The organism is Rossellomorea sp. GAMAL-10_SWC (assembly GCF_049568075.1).
GTDB lineage: Bacteria > Bacillota > Bacilli > Bacillales > Bacillaceae_G > Gottfriedia.
In genome coordinates, this window is the sequence record NZ_CP144911.1 from 884,029 (window position 1) to 905,079 (window position 21,051).

Annotated in this window: 20 protein-coding genes and 2 pseudogenes; 17 read left to right on the forward strand and 5 right to left on the reverse strand. The window is 31.0% G+C overall.

The window, feature by feature from the left end; all coding sequences use genetic code 11:
- Positions 1-63: 63 nt before the first annotated feature.
- Positions 64-249 carry a YkvS family protein gene (locus V5E38_RS04205; RefSeq protein WP_097975771.1) on the reverse strand — a complete coding sequence of 62 codons (186 nt, stop codon included), beginning with the start codon at positions 247-249 and terminating at the stop codon, positions 64-66.
- 175 nt (positions 250-424) lie between these two features.
- Between V5E38_RS04205 and V5E38_RS04210 the strand changes: the two genes are divergently transcribed.
- From V5E38_RS04210 to V5E38_RS04240, 7 genes and pseudogenes are all read left to right on the forward strand, one after another.
- Positions 425-733 (forward strand): spore germination protein GerW family protein, encoded by a 309-nt coding sequence (locus V5E38_RS04210; protein ID WP_097975769.1) that lies wholly within the window; start codon positions 425-427, stop codon positions 731-733.
- A gap of 94 nt (positions 734-827) precedes the next feature.
- Positions 828-1,022 (forward strand): protein YkzS, encoded by a 195-nt coding sequence (gene ykzS, locus V5E38_RS04215; protein WP_499212338.1) that lies wholly within the window; start codon positions 828-830, stop codon positions 1,020-1,022.
- Between the two features lie 358 nt (positions 1,023-1,380).
- Positions 1,381-1,740, forward strand: a complete 360-nt coding sequence (nrdI, locus tag V5E38_RS04220) for a class Ib ribonucleoside-diphosphate reductase assembly flavoprotein NrdI (RefSeq protein ID WP_025671746.1) — start codon at positions 1,381-1,383, stop codon at positions 1,738-1,740.
- Positions 1,727-2,854, forward strand: a pseudogene (locus tag V5E38_RS04225) (ribonucleotide reductase barrel domain-containing protein); the annotation flags it as partial. The gene nrdI and the pseudogene V5E38_RS04225, both read left to right, overlap by 14 nt.
- 453 nt (positions 2,855-3,307) lie before the next feature.
- Positions 3,308-4,264, forward strand: a pseudogene (locus tag V5E38_RS04230) (ribonucleotide reductase barrel domain-containing protein); the annotation flags it as partial.
- A gap of 148 nt (positions 4,265-4,412) precedes the next feature.
- Complete coding sequence (nrdF, locus tag V5E38_RS04235; protein WP_499212339.1) at positions 4,413-5,381, forward strand: class 1b ribonucleoside-diphosphate reductase subunit beta; 969 nt, start codon at positions 4,413-4,415, stop codon at positions 5,379-5,381.
- 18 nt (positions 5,382-5,399) lie between these two features.
- Positions 5,400-6,368: a quinone oxidoreductase family protein gene (locus V5E38_RS04240; protein ID WP_499212340.1), complete on the forward strand. Its 969-nt coding sequence runs from the start codon at positions 5,400-5,402 to the stop codon at positions 6,366-6,368.
- Positions 6,369-6,986: 618 nt separating this feature from the next.
- Here the strand turns inward: V5E38_RS04240 and V5E38_RS04245 are convergent.
- Positions 6,987-8,210 (reverse strand): two-component system sensor histidine kinase NtrB, encoded by a 1,224-nt coding sequence (locus tag V5E38_RS04245; RefSeq protein WP_499212341.1) that lies wholly within the window; start codon positions 8,208-8,210, stop codon positions 6,987-6,989.
- A 127-nt stretch (positions 8,211-8,337) separates the two neighbouring features.
- Here V5E38_RS04245 and V5E38_RS04250 point away from each other — a divergent pair, with 127 nt between their 5' ends.
- Positions 8,338-9,186 carry a DUF72 domain-containing protein gene (locus V5E38_RS04250; protein WP_499212342.1) on the forward strand — a complete coding sequence of 283 codons (849 nt, stop codon included), beginning with the start codon at positions 8,338-8,340 and terminating at the stop codon, positions 9,184-9,186.
- On the opposite strand, the gene V5E38_RS04255 is transcribed toward V5E38_RS04250, so the two are convergent.
- Entirely contained in the window at positions 9,183-9,596 is a 414-nt protein-coding gene (locus V5E38_RS04255; RefSeq protein ID WP_097975758.1) for a disulfide oxidoreductase, read from the reverse strand. The two genes, V5E38_RS04250 and V5E38_RS04255, sit on opposite strands and share 4 nt — an antisense overlap.
- A 212-nt stretch (positions 9,597-9,808) precedes the next feature.
- Positions 9,809-10,513, reverse strand: a complete 705-nt coding sequence (deoD, locus tag V5E38_RS04260; RefSeq protein ID WP_097975756.1) for a purine-nucleoside phosphorylase — start codon at positions 10,511-10,513, stop codon at positions 9,809-9,811.
- Between the two features lie 298 nt (positions 10,514-10,811).
- Between deoD and V5E38_RS04265 the strand changes: the two genes are divergently transcribed.
- The 7 genes from V5E38_RS04265 (at position 10,812) to V5E38_RS04295 (ending at position 16,644) form a co-directional block, all read left to right on the forward strand.
- Positions 10,812-11,540, forward strand: coding sequence for a hypothetical protein (locus V5E38_RS04265; protein WP_499212343.1), 729 nt, complete (start codon positions 10,812-10,814; stop codon positions 11,538-11,540).
- A gap of 10 nt (positions 11,541-11,550) precedes the next feature.
- Positions 11,551-12,372 (forward strand): HAD family hydrolase, encoded by an 822-nt coding sequence (locus tag V5E38_RS04270; protein ID WP_499212344.1) that lies wholly within the window; start codon positions 11,551-11,553, stop codon positions 12,370-12,372.
- A 158-nt stretch (positions 12,373-12,530) separates the two neighbouring features.
- The gene (locus V5E38_RS04275) at positions 12,531-13,418 is read left to right on the forward strand and encodes a ComEC/Rec2 family competence protein (RefSeq protein WP_499212345.1); all 888 of its coding nucleotides are present in this window, start codon (positions 12,531-12,533) and stop codon (positions 13,416-13,418) included.
- Positions 13,419-13,665: 247 nt separating this feature from the next.
- Entirely contained in the window at positions 13,666-14,802 is a 1,137-nt protein-coding gene (nagA, locus tag V5E38_RS04280) for an N-acetylglucosamine-6-phosphate deacetylase (RefSeq protein ID WP_499212346.1), read from the forward strand.
- Complete coding sequence (gene nagB, locus V5E38_RS04285; RefSeq protein WP_141437782.1) at positions 14,799-15,509, forward strand: glucosamine-6-phosphate deaminase; 711 nt, start codon at positions 14,799-14,801, stop codon at positions 15,507-15,509. Before nagA ends, nagB begins: the two co-directional genes overlap by 4 nt.
- Positions 15,509-16,246: a GntR family transcriptional regulator gene (locus V5E38_RS04290; protein ID WP_098429933.1), complete on the forward strand. Its 738-nt coding sequence runs from the start codon at positions 15,509-15,511 to the stop codon at positions 16,244-16,246. The genes nagB and V5E38_RS04290 overlap by 1 nt, the downstream gene beginning before the upstream one ends.
- Positions 16,247-16,491: 245 nt before the next feature.
- Positions 16,492-16,644 (forward strand): hypothetical protein, encoded by a 153-nt coding sequence (locus tag V5E38_RS04295; RefSeq protein ID WP_499212347.1) that lies wholly within the window; start codon positions 16,492-16,494, stop codon positions 16,642-16,644.
- A gap of 169 nt (positions 16,645-16,813) precedes the next feature.
- Here V5E38_RS04295 and V5E38_RS04300 read toward each other — a convergent pair whose 3' ends face one another.
- Positions 16,814-17,596 carry an HAD family hydrolase gene (locus V5E38_RS04300; RefSeq protein ID WP_499212348.1) on the reverse strand — a complete coding sequence of 261 codons (783 nt, stop codon included), beginning with the start codon at positions 17,594-17,596 and terminating at the stop codon, positions 16,814-16,816.
- A gap of 180 nt (positions 17,597-17,776) precedes the next feature.
- Between V5E38_RS04300 and glcT the strand changes: the two genes are divergently transcribed.
- Entirely contained in the window at positions 17,777-18,628 is an 852-nt protein-coding gene (glcT, locus tag V5E38_RS04305) for a glucose PTS transporter transcription antiterminator GlcT (protein WP_097976180.1), read from the forward strand.
- A 287-nt stretch (positions 18,629-18,915) separates the two neighbouring features.
- Positions 18,916-20,967, forward strand: coding sequence for a PTS sugar transporter subunit IIABC (ptsG, locus tag V5E38_RS04310; protein WP_499212349.1), 2,052 nt, complete (start codon positions 18,916-18,918; stop codon positions 20,965-20,967).
- The last annotated feature ends 84 nt before the right edge of the window (positions 20,968-21,051 follow it).

Sequence of the window (21,051 nt, forward strand, 5' to 3'; positions counted from 1 at the left end):
TTGAAATATATGTAGTTCGAACCTTTTAAAATATGAATATAAGCAGAATCTACTATTTTTAAACTATTCGGCTGTTCTTAGTATTTTATAATTTTTATGATTTACGACTGTTAGCGGTTCCATTTCTAAATCTCTGAAGTTTTCCATTATGGATATGTCAACAATGACAGAATTTTTATTAACTTTTTGTACTCTACCTTTCAACCCCTGTTTAAACTCAATGATATTTCCTGCTTCTGCAATTTTCATGAGCGTATCTCCTAACAAAGTTTTGACTTGACACCTTCTATAATGCATGAAAACGGTTTAAAGGTAAAGAGAAAATTTAAATTTTTTTACAATTTTGTCTTTTTTCATAAGAAATTATGTTTAAAAACCTTTTGAAAGGCAAAAATGGTTGTAGCACTTTCAGGAGGTTAGTTTGTTGAAAGAATGGTTTGAAGAGTTTGAGGTAGAAATTTCAAATGAAATTAAAAATTTGGTTAGTAGTAATACGCTAATAGGTGATCCGATTTTATTTTTTGAAAACATTATTTTAGTACCATTTTTTGAGATGATTTTAGCGCTAGGCGAAGCTCATTCATCATACGAGTTTGCGAGTATTGGAACAGGAGTAGAAGTAATTCCTAAAGCATTTTTAGTTTTAAAAGATGGAAAAACTGAAGTAATTTTAGTAAATAATAAAAATATGAATTTAGCTGTTACAGAAAAAATTCTTGATGTAACGATTTAGTTTCCATTAAGTTCATTCTTTGTTAATGTTAGGATTGAAGTTTATTTCTTGTAGCCATCAATAAAAAACGATCAAAATAATAAAGGGTGATTATATGGAACAAAATGAATTTATCAATTTGATTGATCAGCTAGTTAAAGGTGAGATTTCAGAAATTAGCGTTACAAAAGATGATTTTTTAATATTTAGACAAATAATCGTTAATCGAGAGGATTTTAAGCACTTTCGAGGAATCGCTCAGCATGGTGGACATGTAATTTATACTTACTTGGAAGAAGCTAGAAGTTAACTGTTTTTGTTAAAATCTAAAGTCAAAATAATATTATTTTAATCGTGTACTCATTAAAAGTTTGCGAAAAAAAAAAGTTTTTTTAGCTTTTTTTCTTATTTCGCAAGGTGTTAATGAGTACTTTTTTTGTGAAAATGTTATGACCTCATTTGACAAAAAAATCGTTTTACACTTTATTGCACTCTTCTCCATAATTTGTTAAATTTCATATATTGTTTTATTTCGAGACATATTGTCGAAATGTTTATTTTTTAAATTCAGTACCTATATGTTGTGTTTGCTCTAAAAAGGTAATACAATATGTAGGTATATAATATAAGTATTTTCAATATTCTTACATATTAACGAGGGTGATAATATGGTGATAGTTTACAGTTCAATGACTGGCAATGTTAAGCGATTTGTCAATAAAGTTAGAATGCCGTCAATCCAAATAAAAGATGGACTAAAAATTGAAGTACCGTATATTCTCGTAACCTATACTACAGGATTTGGTAACGTACCTGAAAACGTAAGTACTTTTTTGGAGAGTAATTCGAAGTATTTAAAAGCAGTCAGTGCAAGTGGTAATAAAAACTGGGGAGATTCTTTTGCAGCAAGTGCAGATAAAATAGCATCAGACTATCAAGTTCCAGTGTTATCAAAGTTTGAACTGTCAGGGACAAGTCGAGATGTACAATATTTTATTGAGGGAGTGGAAAAGCTTGAGACATATTGAGCTTAATAATGAATTGACGATTAAAAAAGATGGTTTTTTTGATCTCGCAAAAGATAAAGAAGCGCTTCTTTGTTTCCTAAAAGAAGTTGAAGATAAAAAAATTCAGTTTTCTTCTTTAAAAGAACGCTTAAACTATATGATTCAAGAAAACTACTATTATAATGTTGAGATGGATTACTCCTTTGATGAAATAGAAAAATTATATGAGTTAGTATACAATGCAGGATTCACTTTTCAATCATATATGGCCGCATCAAAATTCTTTAAAGATTACGCATTAAAAACTAATGATGGAAAGCATTATTTAGAAGGATATGAAGATCGAATTGCGATCGTTGCACTATATTTAGGAAGAGGCAATATTGAAAAAGCATTGAAATTAGCAAAAATGATGATTCAACAAAACTATCAGCCAGCTACTCCAACTTTCTTAAATGCTGGAAGAAGTAGAAGAGGCGAATTGGTGTCATGTTTCTTATTAGAAATGGATGATAGTTTAAATTCAATAGGATTTCAAATTAATACGGCAATGCAACTGTCAAAAATCGGCGGTGGTGTTGCATTAAATCTATCAAAACTTAGAGCTCGTGGAGAGCAAATAAAGGAAATTGATAACGCTGCAAGTGGTGTTGTTCCTGTTATGAAGCTATTAGAGGATTCATTTTCATATGCTAACCAGCTAGGACAACGTAAAGGTGCTGGTGCAACCTATTTAAATATTTTCCACTGGGACGTAGTTGAATTTCTTGATACAAAAAAAATCAATGCCGATGAGAAGAGTAGAATTCAATCACTATCAATCGGTTTAATTGTTCCAAATAAATTCTTTGAACTAGCAGAAAAAAATGAACCATTCTATGTATTTGCACCATATACAGTGTATAAAGAGTATGGCATTCATTTAGATGATTTTGATATAGATGAAAGATATGAAGAGTTAGTAAATAATGAGCGAGTTAAAAAGAAAAAATTAGATTCAAGTGCACGTGATCTATTAGTAAAAATTGCTGCGATTCAGTTAGAATCTGGTTATCCATATTTGATGTATAAAAGTAATGCTAATCAGCAGCATGCATTAAAGGATATTGGCGAAATTAAAATGTCTAACTTGTGTTAATAGCTAGCACCTTCTAGAAGAAATTCTAGTCGAAAACTCTGTTAAACGGGAGAAGCCTTATAATAGGTAATCTACCGTGCTAAATCTTATCTTAATTGGTTTTATAGTAAGTGTCTTATAGGTATTAAGTGTTATTAATTTTAATAATCAAGATGTAACATAATATTTAGGAATATCTGAAGAAACTAAATCAAAATCGCGATAAATTTCCTACCTATAAGAGACTTTCTGAAAGATTAAGATAAGTAAATGCCTAACGACTATCGAAAGCATAGCTGGATGAAAAACTCCAGTGAAGAAGCGAGTAGAGTACACTTAAAAGCGAGTGGAAAAGCAGAGCACCTTACCAGGTTGAGCTGAAGGTGATGATATAGTCTATCCTGCATGGTGACATGTAGCAGTTCATAAGAGAACGGGTTGGGTTGTAGCGGGCCTGATTGAATATAAGAGACAGAAATTTTTCAACTACAAGAAACATCAGTCATCAATAACTATGGCGAAGAAGATCAAATCAAACGTGATGTGAATTGTAATTTAGGATCATTAAACATTGTAAATGTAATGGAAAATAAAGCGATCAGAGAATCTGTACATGTTGGAATTGAAGCATTAACAGCTGTAACAGATATGACGGAAATAGAGAATGCACCTACAGTGAAAAAAGCAAATGAAGAACTTCATTCGGTTGGTCTAGGTGCAATGAATTTGCATGGATTTTTAGCGAAAAATGGAATTTCATATGAAAGTGCTGAGGCTAAGGATTTTGCGAATACATTTTTTATGATGGTAAACTATTATTCTATTGAAAAAAGTATGCTAATCGCTAAAGAAACTAGTAAAACGTTTAAGGATTTTGAAAAGAGTGAATACGCTAAAGGAACTTATTTCGAAAAGTATACTTCAAAATCATTTGAACCTAAAACAGATAAGGTAAAGGAATTATTTAATGGAATCTATATCCCAAATGAATTTGACTGGGTTACATTAAGTAAGCAAGTACAAGCGTATGGATTATATAACAGCTATCGTTTAGCAATCGCGCCTACACAATCGATTAGTTACATTCAAAATGCTACTTCATCGGTTATGCCGATTGTAAATGTTATAGAGTCTAGAACTTACGCAAATTCAACAACTTATTATCCGATGCCATATTTATCAAAAAATAGTTTCTGGTATTATAAATCAGCTTATGATATTAACCAATTTAAGTTAATCGACTTAATTGCTGAAATTCAGCAGCATGTCGATCAAGGTATTAGTACTATTCTTTATGTAAACAGTGATATCTCAACGCGAGAGCTTGCTAGATATTATATTTATGCTAATAAAAAGGGTTTAAAGAGTTTATATTACACACGTACTCGTAAATTGAGTGTAGAAGAATGTATAAGTTGTTCAGTATAAAAAAGTAGTATTGAACTTTAGTATATAAAGAGTTCAATAGTCTAAATTAAATTACTTAATGATCTAAAATGAAAAGCTCGAATATAGAATGCTTTATGCATATTGTTCTATATCATCGAGCTTTCTTTATGATTAGGGGGAAATATGAATGAAAGCTGTTAACTGGAATAAAAAAGAAGATGAGTTTAGTTTAGTATTTTGGAAGCAAAATCTATCACAGTTTTGGACTGAAGAAGAAATTGTCGTTTCATCTGATAAAAATACTTGGAATACATTATCAAAAGAAGAACAATCAGCATTTAAAAAGGTTTTAGGCGGTCTAACATTATTAGATACTAAGCAAGGCGGAGAAGGTATGCCTTTAATCTTAGTTCATCTTAAAAATTTACAAGCAAAAAGTGTACTAGCGTTCATGGGTGCGATGGAAGAAGTACATGCTAAAAGCTATTCGCATATTTTTACAACTTTAGCTACAGAAGATGAAATTGAAGATTTGTTTAAATGGGTGGACGAGCATCCAATTTTAACAAAAAAATCGGAATTAATTTCCTCTTATTATCTAAATTTATTAAAGCGTGATGTTTCGGATGAAGAGTTATACATGGCAATGGTTGCAAGTGTATTTTTAGAAAGTTACTTATTTTATAGTGGATTTTTCTTCCCGTTATACTTAGCTGGTCAAGGTAAAATGACTGCTAGTGGTGAGATTATTAATCTAATTTTACGAGATGAAAGTATTCACGGTGTATTTGTTGGACTATTAGCGCAACAAATTTATGACCAATTTACTGATGAACAAAAAACTCGACTTTACAATGAAACAATGTCATTATTAGTTCAATTATATGAAATTGAGTTACAATATACTGAAGAAATTTATTCTTCAATAGGTTTAGTAGATGAAGTTAATAAGTTTATTCGATATAATGCAAACAAAGCGTTAATGAACTTAGGCTTTGATACTTATTTTGATGAAGAAGATATTAATCCAATTGTTTTAAATGGTTTAAAAACGGATACAAAAAATCATGATTTCTTCTCTGTTAAAGGTAATGGGTATGTAAAAGCAGTTACAGTGGAAAAATTAACAGATGAGGATTTTGTTTTTGAATTTTAAATGTAAGGAAGTATGTAAATGAAAGCACTTGTTTTTAGAGAATTTGGTCAATCAGACGTATTGAAATATGAAGAAATAGCAACACCTAAAATTTCAAATGATGAAGTATTAGTTGAAATGAAAGCTGTAGGTGTTAATTTTGCAGATATCTACCGTCGTAAAGGAAATTATCATTTAGCAGGTGATCCTCCGTATATTTTAGGGTATGAAGGCTCTGGAATTATTACCGAAGTCGGTTCTGATGTAAAAGACTATAAAGTAGGAGATCGCGTAGCGTTTGCAGATGTTCCTTTTTCGAATGCAGAGTATGTTGCTGCAAAGGAATCTCATATTGTACCAATTCCAGATGAAATTAATTTTGAAATTGCTGCGTCTATTATGCTACAAGGGTTAACTGCCCATTATTTAATTAATGATAGTTATAAAATAAAAGCTGATGATATTGCACTTGTTCATGCAGTAGCAGGTGGTGTTGGCCAATTATTGACTCAAATGATTCTTTTAAAAGGTGGAGAGGTAATCGGATTAACCTCATCTCAAGAAAAAAGAGAAAAAGCTTTATCAATCGGTGCGAAAGAAGTATTTTTATATAGTGATAATTGGGTTTCACAAATAAAAGAGTTTACAAAAGAAAAAAATGGTGTAGATGTTGTATATGAATCAGTAGGATCTACAATAATGGATAGCTTTGAAGCAACAAAAGTTCACGGTACAGTTGTATTTTATGGAATGGCTGGAGGGGATCCAGTTCATATTGATCCAAGAATGTTAATGGATACTTCAAAAACACTAACTGGTGGAGACTTGTGGAATGTGCTAATTTCGAAAGAAGAGAGACTACGTAGAAGTAAAGAGCTATTTAATTGGATTGCAACTAAACAATTAATCGTACAACAACCTACTGTGTTTCCTTTAAAAGAAGGTAAACTTGCTCACGATCTATTAGAAAGTAGAAAATCAACCGGAAAAATCATATTATCTGTTTAATAAAAAAGACCAAAACTTTGATGTTTTGGTCTTTTCTTTTTTCACGCTGTTAAAAACAACCTTTTCAATAAATTACCAAATTTTCGTAAAAGGAGTAGAGTGATGTTGATTCCAATCAACTTATTCATCAAAAAATGTCTGCGATAAAACCTAATCAAATAGCCTTTACTTAGAGTAAACTAAAAGTTGTTTCTTAATCAGTATATGTCAAATAAATTAATACCGAACATTAATAAATAAACTAATCAATTGATTTGTTTTTCTTAAATCTAGCTCAAAATATTTTTAACCTTAAAAAAACATTACTAGTGTTATTGGAATCATAAAATTGCTTAAACATATTTACAACAAAAACCATTAATAGCACAACATCCAAAAGATAATTCAATCATTAATTAATGTTCATTTAATGACCGTTTTCTAATTCAACATGCTGAAAAACGAAGTCAATATTGAAAAACGGAAGTCTAAGTATGTTTTTAAGCAAAAATATGGAAATAATATACTCATAACAGGCTTTAGTGAAAACAACCACAAATTAGTGACAGTTGACAAACCCATTTTTCTTCAGCCTGAAAAAAGACCAAAACTTTTATGTTTTGGTCTTTCTTTATAAAGCTATTTAATTGGTAATGTAATTGTAAAAGTAGTTCCATTATTATCGCTCTTTACGCATATAGTACCGTTATGATTTTGGATTAGTTTTTTAGTTAAAGATAAACCGAGTCCAGTACCGTCATCTTTAGTTGAGAAGAACGGATCAAATATATATGGTAAATCTGAAGGTGGAATTCCTGATCCATCATCTTTTAATGAAATATAAATAAAATCCTTATCAATATAAGTTGCAATGATAATTGTAAGCAGACCTTCTTTTTTTGCATCTAATGCATTATGAAATAAATTTAAAATAACTTGTACAAGTTGGTTTTTATCAAAGAAAATATGTGCTCCTATTAATTCCTCAGATAGGTAGTATTCAATTTTAACATTATTTAAAACGGTCTCGCTAAATAATAGTTGTTTTATGTGATTCGATAAGAAATCATTAATATTAATTGGCTCTGGTTTATAGTTCGCATTCTTTGTAATGGATAAAAAGTCAGTAATGATTCCATTTGCCCTATCTAATTCTGGAATCAATAAATCATTAAACAATTGCTTATATTGAGGCGGAGCTTCTTCTTGCAAGAATTGTAAATAACCTCTAACAGTTGTAAGTGGATTGCGGACTTCATGTGCTATACCTGCAGCAATTCTACCAGACATTGCTAGCTTTTCAGAATCCCTTGCCTCGTTTAAATTATGAAAAATACCAATTACTCTTGAAATTTCTCCATTTATATCACGGATTATACGGGTATTGATAATGCCATAATTAATATTTAAAATTTCCTTATTATAAAATTCTTCACCTGAATAAAGTGTTTGTAGTAAACAAATGTCTTTATCGTCTATTTTTAATAAATTTCTAATATGCCGTCCGATTAATTCGTATTTAGTAATTTTAAAATCAATCGCAACTTGTTGGTTATATAGCGTAATGATTCCATCTTTATCGATAAATACTATGTGATGCGGTAAAGCATCATAGATCGATTGCAAAGTTCTTCGACTATTAGATAAAAAGGTAGAGAATTTAGTATGTAATGGAAGTGTTTCATTATTTGTATTACATAAACCTGTATTTCTAGTTAAATGATTTGAATTTGATAATTCACGAGTTTCATTTGAAAATATAGATCCGGAAGTTATTGTATTTAAAATTGTTTCATACGATTTTACTTTTTCTTCAAGCTCGGTTATTTTATTTTTTAGTTCATGCACTGTCTCGTTAATCATTTACACTATACTCCAATTTCTACTAAAATAAGATTATACTGTAGTCAATTATATCAAACTAATTCGTTTATTTTAATGAAAATTAGAAATAATTAATTAGTAATGAAAGAACTAATGGGAGAAAAGTATGGAAATAAAAATTGGAGTTACTGGGTGGGGCGATCATGATAGTTTATACCCTGATCGGATTCACTCTTCAAAAAAATTGAGACAATATTGTACGCATTTTCCTATTGTTGAAATTGATTCTTCCTACTATAGTATTATGCCACAATCAAACTATCAAAAATGGGTAAATCAAACAACCGCTGACTTTTCATTTATCGTTAAAGCGTATGGCGGTATCACCGGCCATTCAAGGCAAACCTATTCTAAAGAGGAACAAATTTTACTGTTAACGCCATTTTTAGAATCAATCCAGCCTTTAATTGAAGCGAATAAATTAAAAGGTATATTATTTCAGTTTCCACCATGGTTTAATTGTAAAAAAGAAAATGTTGAATTATTAAGAACTTTAAAAAGTAAACTTAAAGGTCTTCCTGCTATTTTAGAATTTCGTAATCAGACGTGGTTTTATCCTAAGTTTTATGAGCAAACGTTGAAATTTATGGAGGATGAAGGATGGATTCATTCAATTTGTGATGAGCCACAAGCAGGTAATGGAAGCATACCAATCGTATTACATCCTACGAATCCAAATTTAACTTTAATTCGTTTCCATGGCCGAAATATATATGGATGGAATCACAATGGACAAGATAATTGGCGTGAGGTACGTTATTTATACCGATATAATGAAGAAGAATTATATGAATGGGTAGAAAGAATTGAACAGTTATCAAAAAACACAAAAGAAATTTGTATACTGTTTAATAATAATTCTGGTGGAGATGCAGCGGATAATGCTAAACAATTAATGAAGCTGCTTGGTATTGAATTTGGACCATCCTCTACAGAGCAGCTTGAATTATTTTAATTTGATTTTCGTAACAGAGTTATGCAGCAAATATTAATAAGTAGGAATGCAACAAATGCCAGCATTGGAATTGTAATGAATCCAAACCAATTTAAATAATCCCCAGTACAAGGGACTGGACCACACTGTGTTGCTGTTTCCTTAAGTGCAGGAACTTTTTGAATTAAAATATGATAGATTGAAATACACATACCTATTAATGATAAAGGTAAAACATAAATAACATCTTTTATTTTATTTTTATAAAAAGCGATTCCTAATATAAAAACAATTGGGTACATAAAGATTCGTTGATACCAGCATAATGAACAAGGTGTCCAATGATTAATAACTGAAAATGATAAACTACCTAGTGTTGCAATAATACTTACAATCCAGGTGAAAAATAAAATTGATTGCTGTTTCTTCATTCCTTACCATCCTTAATTTGATTTTCGATATTGCTATTGTACCTTTGATTGGATGTAAAGTGGTATAAAAACGACGTTTGGTCATGAAATTTAAATTTTAGTTATTTATAGAGCCCAGAAAAAGAATATTCTATGCTTTTCTGATTTGATAAAAAGAATATTTTAAAAGCTAAAAAACCTGAGATCATAATCCCAGGTTTTTTAAAGATATCTTAAGCGATTGCCGCATCTAACGCGATGACAATCATGTCATTAAAAGTAGTTTGTCTTTCCTGTGCAGATGTTTCTTCACCAGTGAAGATATGATCACTTACAGTTAAAACAGTAAGTGCGTCTACATTATATTTTGCTGCGATTGTATATAATGCAGTCGTTTCCATTTCTACAGCAAGCACTCCGTAATTAGCTAATTTTTCATACATGTCCATACTGTCTCGATAGAAAAGATCTGAAGTTAAAATATTTCCTACTTTAACATTTAACCCTTTATTCACTGCACCTTCATACGCTTTCTTTAATAAATCAAAGCTAGCACATGGAGAATAATCGAAACCAGGGAATGTTTGACGATTCATATTTGAATCTGTACAAGTCGTCATCGCAATAATGACGTCACGAATTTTTACATCCTTTTGAAGTCCACCACATGTACCAACGCGAATTAAAGTTTTTACACCATAACTATTAATTAGTTCATTTACATAAATACCAATTGAAGGTACTCCCATTCCAGTACCTTGAACGGAAATTCTTTGGCCTTTATATGTACCAGTAAAACCAAGCATTCCACGTACATCATTATAACAAACAACATCCTCTAAAAATGTTTCTGCGATATATTTAGCTCTTAATGGGTCACCAGGTAATAAAATTTTATCAGCAATTGCACCTTGTTCGGCACCGATATGTATACTCATTTAATGATCCTCCTTAAAACTGTGTGTAAATAGCCCATCCATTATCAGTATGTTAGTTTCTACATTTAAATAAAAAACATTCTTATTTGTATGTCGCTTAAAGGAAAAAGTGAGATGGACGTAGTACATATTAAATATAGAAATATTCATAGACAAAATTAACCAATACAGATAATTTATGGCGATTTTTAATTATTGCACAGGTGATAAAATAATGAAAGAGTTTACAATTAGAATTTCAGCTTTCTTGAAATAACTAAAAATTATTAATTTTAACCTATTTAAGGGAGAATGATCTATGAAATTTCGTTTTATTGCAGCTCTATGTATAGCTATATTAATTATTCTATTAATTAGCAATCGTCTAGTTAATCATAGTATATTATCAAGTGGTAGTCAGGTTAGCCAACTGAAAGTTCAAAAGGTAAAATGGAATCTTACAACTAAAAAAAATTCACAAGAAGTAACCGTATCCTCTAGAACTTTGAATGTGTTACAACGGGAAAAAATCAGAATATTTATTACGACAGATCAATTAAAATCTTATAAAGTCATTGAACCAGTATATAATGGAAGTAATCAATTTACATTTAAGTATTCTTTTAAGAAAGACATTCCTTATTATGTTAGTATATTTTTAAATAATCAAACGCTTGATACTAAGATATTCCAAAAACAAAAGGACAAAAAATCAGAAGTATTTCCGACAGCTATTCTAACGGAAAAGACTGATGATTATAGAGTTTCCCTACTATATACTTCAATTCTTCCAAAAACTAAGAGTAAAATTACATTTGATTTTGATCAATTTAAAAAACGTTCCCAATTTACAAATCAGCAATTTTATATTATGAATGAAGAAGGAACCTATTTTAAGTTAATTAGTAATCCTACTAATCATTCAAAAGTAAACTATGAACTTGATTTACCTGAAGCAGGTATGTATAAAATATTTTATGAATTTAAATTAAATGACGATCAAAAATCATTTGATTTTATTTTAGACGTAAAAGACAAAGACAGCTAAGGAGTAGGAAATGCATAATTTATTAATGAATTCAAAAGTATTAGTTTTTGATTTAGATGGTACTTTGTATGATGGTACTGAGCACTACGATTACTATGCTAAATTACTAGCTAGTGAAATAAGTTCAGAAAAGCGTGATTCTTTTTTAAAGGATTATAAAAAAATAAAAGATTATGACCATGCATTAACAATTGGAAAAATTTATGACACAGAAAATGATTTAATCATTTCATTAGATCCAATTACATTGAAGCCAATACAAGTATTTACTTGGGAAGGGCAGCTGCTTTCTAAAGAAGAACTTCCAGAGAATTATCTTGAAAAAATTCATTATGAATTACCATATATCCCAGTAGGAGATGGTTGGTGGATTCCTTTAGTAGCAAGTTATCACTACGGTGCAAGAGACGTATATCACTGTTATGATAAAACAAAAGAATATATGGCAACAAAAGAGTTTAGTATTCCTTATATAAAAGGATTAAAAGAGGCTTTAGAAAAAGTTAAGGATTCTAAAAAATTAGTATTGTTAACGAACTCTGATCGAGAAGATGTAACTAGATTACTGAAGTTACTTAATTTAAATGAATTATTTCACCTAGAAATTACTGATGGTAAGAAGCCATTAAAAACAGAAAACCATTTTAAAACGATCATGAATAAGTTCAATGTCATGCCTCATGAAATTGTGTCAATCGGTGATAATTTCATTAATGAAATTTCTCCTGCATTAAAATTAGGTATGCACGGTGTTTACATTACAAATCAAACGACTACGCAAGTTAGTGACTCCTTATTAGTAGTTAAAAAACTAGAGGAAGTATTTGAGTAACAAAAAAACTGTAAGCGAAAAATTGCTTACAGTTTTTTTTGTTATGCAGTGGAATTACAATTCCAATTTGAAGTATACTCAATTTCTAACTTATTTTTATGGGCATCATACATACTTTTGAAATGGCTATGAGAAAATAATGTCAGGAGGAAGTGTGAATGAACAAAAATCGAAAACGATACTCTCTCATATTTTCTATCTTTATTTTTTTTACTGCTTTTTTTAGTAATAACATAAATAGTGAAGCAAGAACTACAAATTACGGCTATATTACTCACCCGTTATTAATTTACTTTTTTGATGTAGGTCAAGGAGATAGCATGGTTATGATTTTACCAAATGGTAAGACTGTACTGATCGATGGAGGAGATGTTGAACATGGAGGAGTCGTTATAAAAAAACTGAGACGACTACATATAAATTCGATTGATCTATTAGTCAGTACACATCCAGATATCGATCATATTGGTGGGTTATTAAAAGTAATGAATAGTGTTAAGATAACAAAAATCCTGGATAGTGGGAAAAAATATAATTCACATTCTTATTACTTATATAAGAAAGAAGCGTATCAGAAGAATATTCCAATTAGTGTTGCAAGGTTAAATGAAAAAGTAATGCTTGACCCTAATGTAGAAATTACTGTTTTAAATAGTGGGAAAAAATCGTATACAAATAATAACAGTTCAATTGTATTGAAGATTAAATATAATGACATTTCAATTTTGTTAACTGGAGATATTGAAAGGAACACTGAAAAAAGATTAATTAAAAATGAGAATATCAATGCTCAAGTACTAAAAATTCCGCATCATGGATCATCAACATCAACTTCAGAAGCGTTTTTATTTGCTGTAAATCCTACAGTCGCAATCCTTTCATATGATAAATTTAATTTATTTGGTCATCCACATCGGTCAGTAATGAAGCGGTTAAATCATCTAGGTATTAAGCAATATACAACGGACCAGTTCGGAGATATCGAGTTATCAACAAATGGTCATAATTTATATATTGAAAAAGAAGAAGTTTTGGTAGATCCTTGAAGGACAATAACCATTACTTCTTCTTTTTTTAATAGAGAGGATATTAGGTATCTATATCCGTCATTATTTGTGACGTTTTTGTTAATTACTCGTTAGTAGTATAGACAACTAGGAGTATATATCATAAAATAGTTATGAAGAAATCAAGGTACTTATATAAATGAATGTGAATGATGATTAGGTAAACACTACTTTCTATATTGGAGTATTGGCGAAGACTTCTTAAGCAAAGGAAAGAGGAGAGTAAATGAAATCAATTATTAATGTAAAAATTTACACAGGTACAGAAGTAATTGAAAATGGTTATATTCGATACGATGAAAAAATTTCTTCTGTTGGTCATATGAATGGATACGAAAATGAAGGTGAAGAAATAATTGATGGAAAAGAGACAGTTATTATTCCTGGAATGATTGATATCCATATTCACGGAGCATATGATGTCGATGCAATGGATGCTGATCCTAACTCAATGGTAACGATGAGTAAAGAAATGATGAAGGAAGGGGTAACAACCTTCTTTCCGACTACAATGACACAATCTAAAGAAAATATTAAAAATGCTTTAAAGTCTTTAAACGAGGCTAAAAAACTTGGTGCTCATTTTGAATATATTCACTTAGAAGGACCGTTTGTTAATAAAAATAAAGCTGGAGCACAACCATTAGAATACATTATTAACCCTGACGTTGAACTATTCAAAGAATGGCAAGAAGCTTCTGGTGGATTAATTAAATTAGTTACTTATGCACCTGAGGTTGAAGGTGCAAAAGAGTTAGAAAAAGAACTAGAACGCACAAATGTAGTTGGCACAGTAGGTCACTCTGATGCGATCCGTTCAGATTTTGAAGGTAGAAATATTTTCCATGCTACACATTTGTACAACCAAATGAGCCCTATGCATCATCGTGAAGCAGGAACAGTTGGACATGTATTACTTGATGACAGAGTAATGGTAGAAATGATACCTGATGGAATTCATATTCATCCTGATATGGTAAAACTTGCTTATCGCCTAAAAGGTGCTAAAAAAATAAGTGTAATTACTGATGCGATGAGAGCAAAAGGGTTAGAGGACGGCAAATATGAATTAGGTGGACAACCTGTATTTGTAAAAAATAAAAGTGCAAGATTAGAAGACGGAACGCTTGCGGGTAGTATTTTAAAAATGGATGATGCATTCAGAAACATTATGGCATTTACTGGCTGTAGTCCTGAAGAGGCAGTACAAATGACATCAATAAACCAAGCTGAAGAATTTGGTCTTAAACATAAAGGCGTATTAGAACCAGGTAAAGACGCTGATTTTGTGCAAATGACTCCTGATTTCTTCGTTATTGATACAACTAGACAAGGTAAAAATATGATTGAGGTGACATTATGAACGTAATCGTAGTAAAAAATGCAGAAGAAATTTCAAGAGTAGCATATGAAAAAATGGTAAAGGCATTTGAAGGGAAAGCGGAATTCACATTAGGATTAGCTACAGGTGGATCTCCACTAGGTATATATGAACTTTTCCGTATTCATAAACCAGATGTGTCAAACGTCATTACTGTAAATCTTGATGAATATGTTGGACTTGCTGAAGATGATCAAACAAGTTACCACACTTATATGGCAGAACAGCTTTTTAACCATTTAAATTTTAAAGAAAACCATTTACCAAATGGAAATACAAAAAATTTAGAAGAAGCTTGTAAAAATTATGAGGAATTACTACAGAAGCATCCTGTAGATTTACAACTTTTAGGAATTGGTGAGAATGGCCATATTGCATTTAATGAGCCTGGTACACGATTCGATACACCTACTCATATTGTAGAGCTTACAGAATCAACTCGTAACGCAAATAAAATTTATTTTGAGAACGAAGAAGATGTCCCAACACACGCAGTTACTATGGGAATTGGTTCAATTATGAGAGCGAAAGAAATCATTTTAGTGGCTTCAGGCATTAAAAAGGCTGAAGCAGTTAAGGAAATGTTAAATGGAAAATTAGATATTAACTGTCCTGCTACTGCACTCCAAAACCACAACAACGTAACAATTGTTGTTGACGAAGAAGCATACTCACTTAGTAATAAATAATGTTAAAACTAGATAAAAATTCACCGTTACCGATTTATTTTCAAATACAAGAGATTTTAAAGCTTAAAATTAACTCAGGAGAATGGAAACCTGGTGAGCGAATTCCCTCTGAGCAAACATTGAGTGAGATGTTAAATGTAAGCAGGATGACAATAAGACAAGCATTAAATAATCTTGTAAAGGAATCATTAATAAGTCGGAAACGTGGAATTGGTACGTTTGTATCAGTAAAAGATGGGATTGAAGTTGAGGAATCACTAAAATCATTAAGGAGTTTTTCTGAGGATATTACATCCATAGGATTGACCCCTACCAATAAACTACTTGGCTTTTCAACGATCGAAGCTGATGAATATTTAGCAGAAGTGTTATCAATTGAAAGTGGTTCTGAAATTTTTAAAATTGAAAGATGTCGTTTAGCAAATGATCATCCCATTGCAATTGAAACAACATACCTACCAAAAAAATTAGTAAATCGAATTGATGAAAAAGTATTGAATCATTCCTTATATGAATATTTTGAAGTTACATTAGGTTATTCAATTAAAAAAGCCACAAAATGGATTAAAGCATCTTTAATGACAGAAAAAGATTCATTAATTCTTGAGGTAGCGGAGGATTCTCCTGCACTAGAATTACACCAAGTAACATTTATTAATGAAGGAATACCACTTGAATATGTAAGCTGTATTTACCGAGCTGATCGCTATCGTTTTACAATTGATATTGACCGTTAAAAAGAGTGCTTTTTTAAGCACTCTCAGACTGTTGACAAACGCTCGCTCTCTTCGTTGCTTCGTCTGTCTGCGGTGCTCATTACCGTCTAAGGTAACTCCGCTCCTCACCAGACTTCGCGCCTCGAAAGACAAGCGTTTTCAATCAGTCTGAATATCAAAATTTTAGAACTTTGTCTACAAACAGAGTGCTTTATAGCACTCTTTTTTCATTGTATAGTGGTCAAGCCAGCGGTGATGCAAATAATATGGATGAAACTGCAATTAAATTTGTGGAAGTGCAAATAAAAAAGCCAAAACTGCAAATAAAATTGGTAAATCTGCAAATAAAAAAGTTATATCTGCAATTAAATTTAGAGAAACTGCAATTAAAGGGCCCCAGACAAGAAGAAATGGAGTGAGGAATCAATAATAGAAGAAATTTCGGTAAAATGATTTGAAATACGTATAATAAATCGATCATGAGTAAGTAAAAAAGGGAAAACCAGAAAAATACTAACTCATTAACGGTGACTTCCATACATTATATTTCAATAAGAAAAAGGGTGTCTTAAGTAGCACCCTTTCCTCTTACTTAATTTGTAAAACAATATTAACTGCTTCGGCTACAGAAGGAACGATATACGAAGCGTATTTCTTAACTTCATCATCAGCATTTTCCATTGCAAAGCTATTAGGAGTTAGTTCAAACATTGAGATATCATTGTATGCATCACCGATACAAGCAATTTCATCAGGTTTAATTCCTAATTTATCGATTAATATTTGAATTGCTGAACCTTTACTCACATTAACTGGAACGATGTCTAAACAATTTTTAGCAGAAATAAAAGAAGTTACAAATTCAGGTAGTTCTTTTTGTAATTCTTTTTGAAGCTCAAGTAAGTCCTCATCTTCACCTAAAACTACATATTTTTTTGGGGTAATCGATTTTCCTAAATCGGTTTTTAGTGTTTTTAATTCAACTGCATTCATGCTAGAGTTCTTTTCAATTTCTCTAACTAAATCTGTTTTCTCTTCGATATAGTAGGTTGAATTATCAGCTACATAGATTAAAAATTTATCGTGTGAAATCATTTCGTAAACTTTATCGATTATACTTGGATGGAATGTTGCATCTAACAATGCTTCGCCATCATTCGAATAAATATAAGTTCCATTCATACTAATACGATGGAAATTACCTTCTAAGCTTTCCATAATTTTTACGATTTCATAATCTAAACGTCCGGAAGCAAAGCATAATAAAACACCACGATCTAAAAGGTTTTTTAAAGCTTCAACATCATGTTCAAATAGTTGACCTTGATGAAACATCGTCCCATCTAGGTCACTTACAAATAACTTAATCATTTTTCTTAACACCTACTCAATTTATATTTATACTTTTATATTCTATCCTACTATAATAGATAATCAAAAAAATATGATTAATTTATGAAACTTAAACCGTGTTTTAACTTTTTCAGAAAAATTATGTTATGATATAAAAGCGATTTTTTAAACTTGGGGGTGATAAAAAAAATGTCAGAGATGTCAGTATGTTATACAATTAAAAAAGTTCTTAATAATAATGTTTTAATAGCGAAAAATCCCGATCATACCGAAGTAGTTTTGCTTGGTAAAGGCATCGGTTTTAATAAAACTAGAGGGGATTTAATTTCCGAAGGTGTAGTAGAAAAAATGTTTATCTTAAAAGATGAACAAAAACAAAAACAATATAAATCATTAATCAACTTTATGGATGAAAAATTAATGGGTACGCTACAGCAGGCGATTTATTTGATTTCTGAAAGAACAGGATGTACTTTAAATGAACAAATTCATATAGGGTTAACAGACCACTTAATATTTGCGATCAAACGAATTAGAGAAGGCTATAATGTCGATAATCCTTTCTTACAAGAAACGAAAGCAATGTATCCAGAGTATTTTAAAATTGCACAAGAAGTTATTGATTTGATAAATAAAGAAATAGATATAAATTTACCGATCGAAGAGGTGGGGTTTGTAACTCTTCATATCGTTAGTAATTTATCGATGGAAGTTGTATCGGATGTAAATAAGTTCTCTCAGATCATTAAAGATTTAGTAATCTATATAGAAGAATATTTACAAATTGAAATTGATAAAGAAAGTATTCATTATTCAAGATTAGTTCGTCATTTGCGGTTTTTAATTGACCGTATATTTCATGGTAATTCATCTGAAGAGTCACCAGCTTTGGGCATAATCTTAAAAAAAGAATACCCGGTATGCTATGATTTAGCATGGAAAATTTTAAAGTCAATCCAAGCTTCATTAAATAAAAAAGCAAGTGAAGCCGAAGTAATATACTTAACCTTACACTTAGAACGACTTGTTCAGAGTAAAATTAATAAATAATTCAATAAGCCTAAAGAGCAATTGCGCTTTTTTAAACATAGTAAATTAATATTAAAAAAAATAGGTAATTTGGCTTGATATTTTTAAAATCTATAGATATAATGAAAGCGAAATCATAAAAAAAACATAATTGAATACTGTACACATTAAACGTGTTACTGATTCGATCAGGCATGAGTTGAAAAAATGTGAATTATTATACTTGGGTAGGGGAAACTATATCCAGGATTCAATAATCTCATTTTTTCTGCTCATGCCTTTTTTGTTTGGATAAAAGGAGGAAAACAATGTTTAAGAAAATCTTTGGAGTTTTACAAAAAGTTGGTAAAGCGCTTATGCTTCCAGTTGCAATTTTACCAGCTGCTGGATTGTTACTTGCATTCGGTAATGCATTTCAAAATCCACAAACATTAAAGTATTTACCGTTTCTTGATGCGCACTGGTTCCAACTAGTAGCAAAAGTTATGGAACAATCCGGTGACATCATTTTTAGTAATCTGTCATTATTATTTGCAGTAGGTGTTGCCGTTGGTTTAGCAGGAGGAGAAGGTGTTGCAGGTTTAGCAGCGATCGTTGGATTCCTGATTATGAATAAAACAATGAGTGTGTTCAAAGATGTTGGACAATATGTTGTTTTAGATAAAACATTAAATATTGCCAAATTTGATGATCCATCATTTGCGTATGTATTAGGAATTCCTACATTACAAACAGGTGTTTTTGGTGGGATTATCGTAGGTATTTTAGCTGCATGGGCTTACAATAAATATTATGAAATTGATTTGCCATCATACTTAGGTTTCTTTGCAGGTAAGCGATTTGTACCAATTGCTACAGCAGCGTTTTCAGTATTACTTGGTATTTTAATGTGCTTTATTTGGCCGCCAATTCAGCACGGTTTAAACTCATTCTCACATAATATGATTGATGCGAATTTAACATTATCCGCATTCGTATTTGGTGTTATTGAGCGTTCATTAATTCCATTTGGTTTACACCATATCTTCTATGCACCATTCTGGTTTGAGTTTGGTTCATATACTGATAAAACTGGTATGGTTGTACACGGGGATCAAAAAATCTTCTTCGCTCAATTAAAAGATGGAGTAAAATTAACTGCTGGTACATTCATGGTAGGTAAATTCCCATTCATGATGTTTGGTTTACCAGCTGCTGCATTAGCTATGTATCATGAAGCAAAACCTGAAAATAAAAAAATCGCTGGTGGTATTTTAGCTTCAGCAGCATTAACTTCATTCTTAACAGGTATTACAGAACCAATTGAATTCTCATTTTTATTTGTTGCACCAGTATTATTTGGAATTCACGCAATCTTTGCTGGTTTATCATTTATGATCATGCAATTATTAAATGTTAAAATTGGTATGACTTTCTCAGGTGGTTTAATCGACTACTTATTATTCGGTGTTTTACCGAATAGAACTGGCTGGTGGTGGGTAATCATCGTCGGTTTAGTATTAGCAGTCATTTACTACTTTGGTTTCCGATTTGCAATTAGAAAATGGGATTTAAAAACTCCAGGACGTGAAGATACAATCGCTGAAGATACTAAAAGCAATACTCCAGCTAATGAATTACCATATGAAATTTTACAAGCTTTAGGTGGAAAAAGTAATATTTCTTCATTAGATGCATGTATCACACGATTACGAGTACAAGTGAATTCAAAAGATGAAGTAAATAAAGATCGTTTAAAAGCATTAGGTGCCGCTGGAGTTCTTGAAGTTGGAAATAATATTCAAGCAATTTTTGGACCTAAATCAGATACATTAAAATCACAAATTAAAGACATTATGACTGGCAAAACTCCAGTTGTAAGTCAAGAAGCACATAAAGAAACAGCTTCAGCAGTAGATACTACTATTGAAGAAGCGATTATTAATCCAATTGAAGGGGAAATAATCCCAATTACAGAAGTACCAGATCAGGTATTTTCTGGAAAAATGATGGGTGATGGATTTGCGATTATTCCTTCAGAAGGTACAGTTGTATCTCCAGTAGATGGCGAAATCGTAAATGTATTCCCAACTAAACATGCGATTGGTATTTTATCAAATGGTGGAAAAGAAATTTTAATCCATATTGGTATTGATACTGTAAAACTAAATGGTGAAGGCTTTGAAGTACTGGTATCACAAGGTGAGAAAGTAACAAAAGGTCAACAATTAGTTAAAATTGATTTACACTTTATTCGTGAAAATGCACCTTCTACAATTACACCTGTTGTATTTACAAACTTAGCTGAAGGACAACAAGTTGTAATTGAAAAACCAGGTAAGCAATCAAAAGGTGAAGTAGGCATCATTAAGATTAAATAAATCTAATTAAATAGACGAAAAATGTTTGATTTTATAAGGGGTAGTATAGTTGACACTATGCACCCCTTTTAATAGAATATTTAT